Origin of the sequence: Micromonospora sp. NPDC002296 (assembly GCF_040296145.1) — a bacterium.
Lineage (GTDB): Bacteria > Actinomycetota > Actinomycetes > Mycobacteriales > Micromonosporaceae > Micromonospora.
The window spans coordinates 160,230-170,374 of record NZ_JBEOWQ010000011.1; the positions used below are offsets into that span (position 1 = coordinate 160,230).

Genomic DNA, 10,145 nt, shown 5'->3' on the forward strand with positions numbered 1-10,145 from the left:
GCGCGCGGCCCTGACATGGTCCGGCCCCCAGCAGGGTAAAGTCGCCGGATGCCGGAACTCGTGTACCCGCCCGTGATCACCGCCGCCAAGACGATGTTCCGGGTTCTCGACCTGCGCCTGACCGTCGAGGGCAAGCACCACGTGCCCCGCACCGGCGGCGCGGTCATGGCCAGCAACCACGTGAGTTACCTGGACTTCATCTTCTGTGGGTACGGGGCGCACGAGTCCCGCCGCCTGGTCCGGTTCATGGCCAAGCACGAGGTGTTCGCGCACAAGATCTCCGGCCCGCTGATGCGCGGCATGAAGCACATCCCGGTGAACCGGCGAGCCGGTGCCGGCTCGTACAGCGCGGCGGTGGACGCGCTGCGCAGCGGCGAGATCGTGGGCGTCTTCCCGGAGGCCACGATCAGCCGGTCGTTCACGGTGAAGGACCTCAAGAACGGGGCGGCCCGGATGGCGCAGGAGGCCGGCGTGCCGCTGCTGCCGGTCGCGCTCTGGGGCACCCAGCGGCTCTGGACGAAGGGTCGGCCGCGCACCCTCACCCGCCGGCACACCCCGATCACCATCCTCGTCGGCGAGCCGATCGACCCGGCCGCGTACCCCGACGCGAACGAGATGAGCGCCGAGCTGAAGACCCGGCTGACCGCCCTGGTCGACCGGGCCCAGCGGGAGTACCCGGACTCGCCGGCCGGCCCCGACGACACCTGGTGGCTGCCGGCGCACCTCGGCGGCACCGCGCCGACCCTGGAGGAGGCCGCCGCGCTGGACCGGCCCGCCCGGCGTACCCCGGCCGCCTGAGAACGACCGGCGGTCCGGCCGGCTGGCGGGCTGCCCCAGTGGGCGGGCCTTCCGGTCGGGAGGCTGGCCGGTTGGCCGGACCGTTCCTTGGCCGGATCGTTCCGCAGCCGGGCGCGATGGTGCCTGCCGCCGCGCCGGCCGCCCGGCGAGGATTCCCCGCATGACGAGATCCGCACTGCTCATCATCGACGTCCAGGAGTCCTTCCGGCAGCGCCCGATCTGGGCGCACGCGTCCCGGCCCGACATCGTCGCCCGGGTCGCCCGGCTGGTCGACGCCGCCCGGGCCCGGGACGACCTCGTCGTCTGGGTGCTGCACGCCGAGCCCGGCACCGGCACCGTCTTCGACCCGGAGAGCGGCCACGTCCGGCTGATCGACGGCCTCAGCCCGGCGGCGGGGGAGCCGACGCTGGTCAAGACCGCGCACAACGCCTTCACCACCACCAACCTCCAGCATTTGCTCACCGTCGCCGGGGTCACCGACCTGACCGTCTGCGGGATCCGCACCGAGCAGTGCGTCGAGACGACCGCCCGGCTCGGCTTCGACCTCGGCTACCGGATCACCTTCGTGACCGATGCGACAGTCACCTTCCCCACCCCGCACCGGGACCTGCCGGCGGACGCTCCCCTGGCGGAGATCCTCGCCGACCCGCGCACCCTCCCGGCCGAGGAGATGACCGCCCGGACCGAGTACGCCCTCGCCGGCCGGTTCGCCACCATCCGCACCGTCGCCGAGCTGACCGCCGACGCGACGGGGAAGCCGGCCGGGGAGCCGCGCACCGCCGTGCCGGCTCATGGACGGGCGACGGGCGTGCCCGCCGGAGAGCCGCGGACCGCCGGGCCGGCGGGGGAGCTGGACCTCGCCGTGCCGGGTGCGCGGGGCTGACGCCGGTGGGCCGGGTCGTCTTCCTACTGGTGCCGCAGCTGCACCTGCTGGACCTGGCCGGCCCGGCCCAGGTCTTCTCCACCGCCGCCGATTTCGGGTACGACTACCGGCTGCACTACGTCGCGGAGCGGCCCGAGGTGCCGACCGTGCAGGGCGTACCGCTGCGGGCCGAGGTCGGATGGCCGGAGCTGGACCGGGACGACCTGCTGGTCGTACCCGGGTGGCGGACCAGCGCCCACGGTCCGCAGGGGCCGGTCGACCCGACGGGGCTGCGTTGGCTGGCCGGCCACCACTCCGCAGGCGGCACCGTCGCCAGCGTCTGCGCCGGCGCGTACGCCCTCGGCCGGGCCGGCCTGCTCGACGGCCGGCGCTGCACCACCCACCACGACGTGCAGGACGACCTGGCCCGCCGCTTCCCGGCGGCCCGGGTGGTCCGCGACGTGCTCTACGTGGTGGACGACCGGGTGGTCACCTCAGCCGGCATCGCCAGCGGCATCGACGTGGCGCTGCACCTGGTGGCCACCCGGCACGGCCCGTCCGCCGCCGCCCGGATCGCCCGCACCCTGGTGGTGTACGCCCGGCGCAACGGCGACGAGCAGCAGGCCAGCGCCATGATGCGGCACAGGTCGCACCTGTCCGACGCGGTGCACCGGGCGCAGGACCTGATCGACGCCCGGTACCCGGACCGGCTGCCCCTGGCCGACCTGGCCGCCGCCGGGGGCATCGCGGGGCGCACCCTGACCCGGCTGTTCCGGCAGGCCACCGGGCTGACCCCGCTCGGCTACCAGCAGCAGCTGCGGGTGGAACGCGCCGAGCACCTGATCGGCCACGGCGCCACCGTCGAGGCCGCCGCCCACGCGGTCGGCTTCGGCGACGCCCGGATGCTGCGCCGCCTGCGCGCCCGCGTCCGCTCCACCGACGCCCCGGTGGCCGTGACACGGCAGGCCCGCTGACACCGGCTGCCAGGCGTGCCCGTCGTGGCCCGTCGGGCCACGGGGAAGGGGCCGGTCAGCCCTCGCGCCGGGCGACCTGCGCCGCGTGGTGCGCGACCGTGCTGCCGAAGATGCCGTCCAGCCGGCCGCACGCGCGGCACACCAGGTCCCGGCTCACCGGCCCGCCGCATTCGCCGCACCGGCCGGCGTCGTCCGGGTCGCTCCACCGGCCCAGCGCCTCGGCGAGCGCCCGGGTGGACCGGTCGGTCAGCCGGAAGCTGCCGTGCAGCCGGCCCACCCGCAGGTCGACCGTCGCGACGGGCTCGGCATCGGGATCGTCGTAGGGGGCGATCCGGGCCAGGAACTGCTCCATCGCCTCGATCGGGTCGGGTGGCGGCTGCATCGTCACCGACCCACGGTAGCGCCCGACACAGACCGCCCGGGGGCGGTGCCCGACCGCCCGGGGGCGGTGGGGCGGGGTGGTCGGTAGGGTGCCGGCATGTCGTCCCTGCACCTGGAGAAGATCACGCCGGGCAACGTCGATGCCGCGTGCGACCTGAGGGTGCGGCCGGACCAGGAACACCTGGTCGAGCCGGTCGCCCGGTCGTTGGCCGAGGCGTACGCCTGGCCGGATGTCGCCTGGCCCCGGCTCGTCTACGACGGCGATGAGCTGGTCGGCTTCCTGATGGGCTTCTTCCGCATCCCGTGGCGGGAGGACACCCCCACCGACCTGCGGTCCGGGCTGTGGCGACTGAACATCGCCGCCGAGAAGCAGGGGCGCGGGTACGGGCGCTTCGCCGTCCGGTCCGTGGCCGAGGAGGCGCGGCGGCGCGGGGAGACCCGGATCCACACGACGTGGGAGCCGGGCGACGACGGGCCGGAGGAGTTCTACCTGCGGCTCGGATTCCGGGTGAACGGAGAGCACAGCGGCGGACAGACCGTCGGCGAACTGGACCTGGCCGCGTTCCTCGCCGTCACGTGATGGTCGGGCGGCGTCGGCCCGACCCGGCGCGGAGCGCCTGCGGGCTACCGCCCGGGCTGGGCCTCTCACCCCGTTGTCCCGGTCGGCCGGGCGACGGTCTGGCCGACCTGTACAGGATGATGGTGCCGTGAGAGTCACGGTCAGAGCCCGCCTCGGCGGTCCCGAACGGGCCCCGGAGGAGCCGGTCGTGCTGCGCCGGGCGCTGAAGGAGTCGTTCGGGCGGATCGTGATCGACGGCCTCGACGAGGTCGACATCTTCCTCACCCTGGGCGGATCGATCACGAGCGCCGAGGGCGACGGCGGGGTGCACAACCTCCGGTACTCGGCCGTCCGGCGGCGGCTCACCGTCAACGTCGTCGTACCGGCCTCGGAGATCGGGCGTGACTCGACGGCCGGGGCGCTCGCCCCGTACCTCGACGTGCTGGCCCGCCGCATCGCCGAGCGGTGCGCGCCCCGGGACTGCGCCGCCGTCTCCCAGGCGGTGGCCGGGGCGTGCCGAGAGGCGCTCGCGGCGATCTCCACGTCCGGCCCGTCCGGCCCGCCCTACGGGTGAGGGTCGTGGCGGCCGAGTGGACCTTGGCCGCCACGACAGCTTCCTTTGCGGCGGGGCAGTTCCTTATGCGGCGGGGCAGCGGGCGCCGGCTTCGGGGAGGACGAGGTCGACCAGATACCTGTCGACCGTGCCGATGGTGCACGCGGTTCGCTGGTACGAACCGTGTCCCCAACCCTCGTAGGTGAGCAGCCGGCCGTGCTTCCCGAGCTGTTCTGCGACGTTCGTGGCCCACTCGTATCCGGTGCGTGGATCATGCAGCGCGTTGAGCAGCAGCAGCCGTGCGTTGCCGGTCACGTGGAGTTCGTGTGGAGGGTTGCGCACAGGTGTCGGCCAGCCGAGACATGTCTGTACGGCGATCAGCCCGGCGCCGTACCGCACGTCCGGCGCGGCAGCCGCAGCCAGGCGCACGAGTGTGGCGTACTCGTCGTAGTCACGCACGTGCACGGGCCAATCCGCGCAGAAGACGGCGGTGGCCACCGGAAGACTTCTCGGCGCCGGTGCGACACCGTCACTCAGTCCTTTGATCACCTGCGCGAGGTCCGTCCATTTCGGCACGTTGAGCATGCCGAGCGGGAGCACGGTGATGTCGAACGCGGTGCTCGGCGCGTACTCGCCCTCGTCCGCGCGGGCGAGCACGTCCGCCCAGATCGCCCGCACATCGGTTCCGTGCAAGACGCAGTCGGTCGAGCGGTCACACCACGCCACGAACTCGTCGAACGAGTCCTGCAACGTCGCCGCCTGCGACCGGACGAACGACGGCACGTCGAGGCTGTGGTCGAACACGCCCTCCAGGACGACTGCCCGGACGCGGTGCGGAAACCGCTCCGCGTACTGCGCGCCGAGCAGCGTGCCGTATGAGCTGCCATGGAAGGTCAGCCGTGACTCGCCGAGTGCCCGCCTGATCGCGTCGAGGTCGTGGACGGTACTCAGCGTGTCGGCGTGATCGAAAACCGGGCTCGTCGGGCGACAGTTCGCCCACAGCGCCTGGTTGTAGGTGATCGTGGCGTCGAAGTCGGCCTGGCTGCCCAGCAGCAGCGGTGGCTTCGGCACGGTTGGGCTCGGGGAACAACGGGGCGCGGCACTCCGACCAACCCCCCGCGGGTCGAAACTGACGATATCGAACTTGTCGAGAAGCTCATCACTGAACCGGTCTCCCCGCCGGACCCGTTCCACGCCGGAATCGCCCGGCCCTCCGGGGCCGAACACCAGCGAACCCACCCGTTTCGCCTGATCGCGGGCGGGACGGCGCGCCACCGCCAGGTCGAACGTGGCACCGCGCGGCCTGGACCAATCCACCGGCAGCCTCAGCGCCGCACATTGCACCACCGGATCCACCGGGACTCCCGGAATGTCGTCGGGGCATTGCCCCCACGCCAATGTCGCTCTTCGATGGTCCGCCCCTGACGCAGCCGGCGGCGCGGCGACGACGAGCGCCCCGGCCAGGATCATGACGAGGCCGGCGGCAAGACTTCGGTACGTCACAGCAGCTCCCCAGATGGTCGCAACAAATACGAAGCTTGCCCATCGTGGAGGTCCATCGCGCCGGCAAGCTATCGGGGCGGACCCGGAGCTAGCCCCGATGTCCGTGGCGCGTTTGCACCAGGTGATCTACCGGGAGGTTCGACGAATTCGGGCACCCGCCGTGACTGCGCGGTGATCAGAAAGCAAGATGTGGATTTTCTGAAGATAGCTGGACAAGAACCCGAAAGGGAGCTTGAGGTGCACTCCTTGTTGACCTGTGCGACGCACTTCTCAAGGAAAGAACTCCGATTTCACTCGCCTTCGCAATACATGCTCGGTCCAGATCGAGGAACTGGACTGATGCTTTTCCTGGTCTAGCCCTTTGGCTGATGCGGCAAGCCTTATGGACGCAGCGGCTGGAGGGTATGAAGGTTGTCGAGCCGGTGCGTTCGATCCAGGCGAGTACGTGAGGAGGACGGCTCGGCATCTACGCCTGGCGGTGCTGCGGGGAGAGTCGCCGCTGAGGCACTGTCCCCATGGTGTCCCCACACGATGAGCGACAGCACCTCGGAGATCGTCCCGAGGGCTGTTTGTGCAGCTAGAAGATGGTGCATCCGGCAGGATTCGAACCTGTGGCCTTGGGATTAGAAGTGGTATTCACGTTCTTGTCCCTGGCTTCACCAGCTTCGCTAGCTGCACAAACTCTTGCTTCGGCTGTCCCTGGCTTCTCTGGTGGCCTGCGTTTCGCACCACAAATAGCTCCACGTCCGAGCCGGGGTAGATGAGCCTGAAAGGCGTCAAGGAGGGCGGCTAGTGTCGCCGAGGTTGTTCAACCCTGGGCCCATGCATCAAAGCGGCCTTGAGCGGCCCAGCACCGGCCGCGCTCCCAAGGCGTGCGGCTTGCAGCTCCGCCGCTATTCCGCTCGGCCACGTCAGGACATGGCGGTCGGCGCCAAGAGCGAGGAGTTCGAGGGTGTCGTAGTATGAGCGGGCATTATTGGGTGAGGGTTGGCCGACGGCCGTCCATGCCGAGAAGCCCGCATCACCTTCTGTGTAGCACTGAACAGCATTCACGCGGCAGTGATGCCGGTTCCGGGCGTGCGCAGCTCCTGGATCCATCGGCGAATGGCAGCGCCGTCTGCAATATCAATTCCGTAACCGCGAGCCGAAATCGTTCGCGCAGCTCCGGGTGAAATCGTAGACGATGTGACGATGAGGCCTCGCTCTGCTTTCTCGGCGCACATGTCTGCCCAAAGAGCTTTGATGACTACCTTCGAGACCTTCTGCCGCTGCCTCTTGCACTGTGCAATGATCAGGGGTGGCTGGTCGAGAGCTTCGGCGCTTGGCCAAATTCGCAAATCCACCCCGTCGTCATTGCTGCCTGGGCCCAGTTCTACATGCATGCCCTGGTGCAAGAAGAAGGTCGCTGCAAGTTTCTCGAACTGTCTCCAGTGTATGCGGGTTACATCGTCGAGGTTTGCGCCGAGATAATTGACGAGCCTTTGGTCTAGTGCGTCGGATTTCTCGTTGCTCCACTGCCCGCCATCGAAGAGGCTGGACAGTTCGACTAAGGCAGAGGTGCTTTGCCGCGAGATTCTACCCCAGTAGTCGAGGCGCTGCTCTGCTTCTATCGCGGCTAACAGGATGCGACATGCTGTTGAGCCGTAGTCGCCGAATCTAGAAGTAACCCGTTTCTCTAGGGCCGCCCTGTCGATCTTCGTCAGATCTGCGTAGTGGAGAAACAAGTCTACGGATGCGTATGGGTCGGATTGTTTCGAGCTTCTGCAGCGAATTGGATCGTATGGGTGTCGCCAGTTACCCGTATTTGCCTCGTTGAGGTGGGCCTGCGAATGAATTTCGTCTCTCATGCCAATGAAGATTGCAGCATCCTTGCCTAGCCGACGCCATGCTTCGGCGCGCGGGTAAGGGCCGAACTCCGTCCAGGGGTCGCCGAATTTACTTAGTGCCTCGAAGGCTACTGAATTAAGTTCGGCCGATCGCATGTGATGGCCGTCTAGTGGGTTCGGTCCTAGATCCGGAAGCTCCTTGTTGATCAGGGGGTCTAGCTCTTCAATGCCTACGGCCAGGCCAACGCGAACCCCGACAAGATCTGCAAGTTCCTCGCGAAGCTGGGAGCGGGTTATTCCAAATCTTCCCACGTCTCTCAATCTACCGACTGGGGCCCAGAGGTGGGCGCACGGTTGCGATGCGGAGGGAGGTCGAAACATCTCCGCATCTCGGCATGTGTGTCTCTGAGCTGGGCAAATGGTTGCCGAGATGCGAGATGGTTCATCTCGGAAGTGTTTGCCTAGAACAGAGGCCGATCGAGGTCGTCGTCGCTGTCCTGCACGGCAGGATCAGGCTCTACTGCCGAGGTGACTTCAACGAGGTCGATCCCTTGCGGGTCGTACAGCCAGTACAGCCGTCCCTCCTTCTCCTGCCGGCCAGACAGGCGCATCGCAAGCCCTTCCCGGAAAGCCTGGATTGCCTGGTCGTACAACTCTTCAGGTAGCCGGACCCGGAGCTTCTTGGCTTGCGATCCTTCGATGACGTTCAAGCGGATCACGCCCGCAGTGCCGGGCCTGGGTCGGTCGAGCAATGTCACCGTCCCGAGTGCCGTGACGCCGACTGAAGGCTCGGTCCGGGCGAACCGCGTACTGGCGCTCTCAAGGGCGGTGACGTCCGACGGCTCGAACTGGACGTAGGTCGGACCGGGTGCGTCTTCCCGCCAGTCCCGCCACTCCACGCCGACCTCGGCCCCGTCCGAGTTGGCGACGAGCCGGGCTAGGGCCTGCGTCAGCTCGTATGAGACCCCGTACTGGACTGCTTCATCAAAGGCGGCACTGGATGAGGTCCGGTTGAACTGGTCTGTTGCTTCCCGGGTGGCTTCCAGACTCGACACCAACGTGCGTGTAACCTCGCGGCCGGTCAGGGCCTCGCCGAAGCCCGGCAACGGTACGTCTACCCCGGCGATGTCACCTACGGGAGTTAGCGCCGTGACGACATAGCTGCCTATCTCCGTCTGTCCCATCCGGACGCTGTTCATGTACGCCTTGGCAGAGGTCCAGTGCTTGTTTCCGAAATACTGGGTCTTCTCCCGCTGAGCCTTAGCGGCCGCTTCAAGCAGGCGAGTAGACGAGGCGATAAGTGATTGGCCAGACGACCAAGGAATCGTTCCGTGTGGGGTAGGCATCTCTTTGCGGAACCGAACCAGATCGCCGATACCAACATCTAGCCGGGTGAGCATTCGCTCATAGTCAAGGCCGGAGATGTCCCCGACGGCCGCAACTGCATCGGTTAGCAGATTCCGAAAGTCGGCATGTCCAACGTCCAACGGAACCACAACACTTTGACCGGCGGTGGGTGGAGCTAGCCGCAGGTATAACCCTTCACGCCCGCCACGGATCGTCCAACCTTGGCGCTGAAGATACGCCACAGTCTGGCTCGGGCTAATCCACGAGCCATCCAGCGCTACGGCGTCCATCGGGATGGTCATGCTCGACCACCAGCTCCGATGCGCCGCATGATGTCACAGAGAGCAAACTCATCAAAGACCTGAGATGTCGGCACTCTGATGACCGTCTCATCCCTGCCGGTAATCGGATGTCCTTCAAGGTTCCGCCAATAGCAACAATGGCGGAGCATCATATGGTTGGAACCTACCTCGATCCACTGCTCGATGTCGCGAGGTACCAGCATTGCAATCAAGATGGTCGAAGTAATGACAGGCGAGTGCGCCAGGCGGGCTAGCTGACTGTTTGGCAACGAGATCGGAATCGAATCCAGATGGCTGCCCGGCGCAACCTGATACGTACTCTTCAGTTGTACCCGGAGATCCACCTCGAAGTCGTGGAGATGTTCGGTCGATTGGTGGCTGATCTTCCAGTCAATCCCTCGATCCCTATTGGGTTTCGAGAGAGAGCAGCGAGCTGCCGCAGCCACGGCATGCAGGTATGCCTCCTGCAGGGTCTCCATGCACTGCTTCTGATCCAGATCCCCACGCAGTGGAGTTGGGTCATCGACAGCGACAGACATGGCTCCCCCTACAGTCCGGAGCGATCATTGTGAGGCTCCGTCGCATGTAGATCTACCCACCGAAAGGTTGAGACTAAAACCCGACAGCGGTGGTGTCCACACTGGCTGACTGCAAACCAGAGGCGTCGGAGCCCTGATGTTGGACCGATCGGCTCCATAGACTGACGCGGATCACCCGGAGTCTCAGCCTAGGGAAGGGCTCGTGTTGGCAGCTCAACGAGGTAAGCCGTGGTTTCCGATCGCCTGGTCTTTGCTCGCTCTGCTTTGCCTATGGCTGACGGTCGCTTCGGCGTTGGACCCGGACGGGCCGTGGTGGGTGCCCGTGACCTTCGGATCCTGCACGCTGGTCGCAGCGGGCAGTGCCATTGCCTGGCTGCGGGAGAACCGCAAGGGGAGCCGCCCGGCCTAGGGCGTGTCCTGCCGATCTTGTAGTGGTTGATCGTTGACGATGTGCCGGTGGTGCGTCGTGGCGAACTGACTGACGAGGCGTGGGCGGTGATC

At 67.3% G+C, this 10,145-nt stretch carries 10 protein-coding genes; 5 read left to right on the forward strand and 5 right to left on the reverse strand.

Translation table 11 applies throughout. The features are described from left to right. The first annotated feature begins 48 nt into the window (after nt 1-48). The 3 genes from ABT023_RS12520 (at nt 49) to ABT023_RS12530 (ending at nt 2,634) form a co-directional block, all read left to right on the forward strand. The gene (locus tag ABT023_RS12520; protein ID WP_350884614.1) at nt 49-798 is read left to right on the forward strand and encodes a lysophospholipid acyltransferase family protein; all 750 of its coding nucleotides are present in this window, start codon (nt 49-51) and stop codon (nt 796-798) included. A 160-nt stretch (nt 799-958) separates the two neighbouring features. Then, complete coding sequence (locus ABT023_RS12525; protein ID WP_350884616.1) at nt 959-1,681, forward strand: isochorismatase family protein; 723 nt, start codon at nt 959-961, stop codon at nt 1,679-1,681. 5 nt (nt 1,682-1,686) lie between these two features. Then, nucleotides 1,687-2,634 (forward strand): GlxA family transcriptional regulator, encoded by a 948-nt coding sequence (locus tag ABT023_RS12530; RefSeq protein ID WP_350884618.1) that lies wholly within the window; start codon nt 1,687-1,689, stop codon nt 2,632-2,634. Between the two features lie 55 nt (nt 2,635-2,689). On the opposite strand, the gene ABT023_RS12535 is transcribed toward ABT023_RS12530, so the two are convergent. Then, nucleotides 2,690-3,022: an FYVE zinc finger domain-containing protein gene (locus ABT023_RS12535; RefSeq protein ID WP_350884620.1), complete on the reverse strand. Its 333-nt coding sequence runs from the start codon at nt 3,020-3,022 to the stop codon at nt 2,690-2,692. A 90-nt stretch (nt 3,023-3,112) separates the two neighbouring features. Between ABT023_RS12535 and ABT023_RS12540 the strand changes: the two genes are divergently transcribed. Beyond that, complete coding sequence (locus tag ABT023_RS12540) at nt 3,113-3,595, forward strand: GNAT family N-acetyltransferase (RefSeq protein WP_350884622.1); 483 nt, start codon at nt 3,113-3,115, stop codon at nt 3,593-3,595. Nucleotides 3,596-3,722: 127 nt separating this feature from the next. Further along, nucleotides 3,723-4,148 (forward strand): hypothetical protein, encoded by a 426-nt coding sequence (locus tag ABT023_RS12545; RefSeq protein WP_350884625.1) that lies wholly within the window; start codon nt 3,723-3,725, stop codon nt 4,146-4,148. Between the two features lie 63 nt (nt 4,149-4,211). On the opposite strand, the gene ABT023_RS12550 is transcribed toward ABT023_RS12545, so the two are convergent. From ABT023_RS12550 to ABT023_RS12565, 4 genes are all read right to left on the reverse strand, one after another. Next, complete coding sequence (locus ABT023_RS12550) at nt 4,212-5,630, reverse strand: alpha/beta fold hydrolase (RefSeq protein WP_502890656.1); 1,419 nt, start codon at nt 5,628-5,630, stop codon at nt 4,212-4,214. Nucleotides 5,631-6,679: 1,049 nt separating this feature from the next. Then, nucleotides 6,680-7,768, reverse strand: a complete 1,089-nt coding sequence (locus ABT023_RS12555; RefSeq protein ID WP_350884628.1) for a restriction endonuclease — start codon at nt 7,766-7,768, stop codon at nt 6,680-6,682. 149 nt (nt 7,769-7,917) lie between these two features. Continuing rightward, nucleotides 7,918-9,105: a hypothetical protein gene (locus ABT023_RS12560; protein WP_350884630.1), complete on the reverse strand. Its 1,188-nt coding sequence runs from the start codon at nt 9,103-9,105 to the stop codon at nt 7,918-7,920. After that, nucleotides 9,102-9,584 carry a DUF4365 domain-containing protein gene (locus ABT023_RS12565; protein WP_350884632.1) on the reverse strand — a complete coding sequence of 161 codons (483 nt, stop codon included), beginning with the start codon at nt 9,582-9,584 and terminating at the stop codon, nt 9,102-9,104. Before ABT023_RS12565 ends, ABT023_RS12560 begins: the two co-directional genes overlap by 4 nt. Nucleotides 9,585-10,145 lie beyond the last annotated feature (561 nt).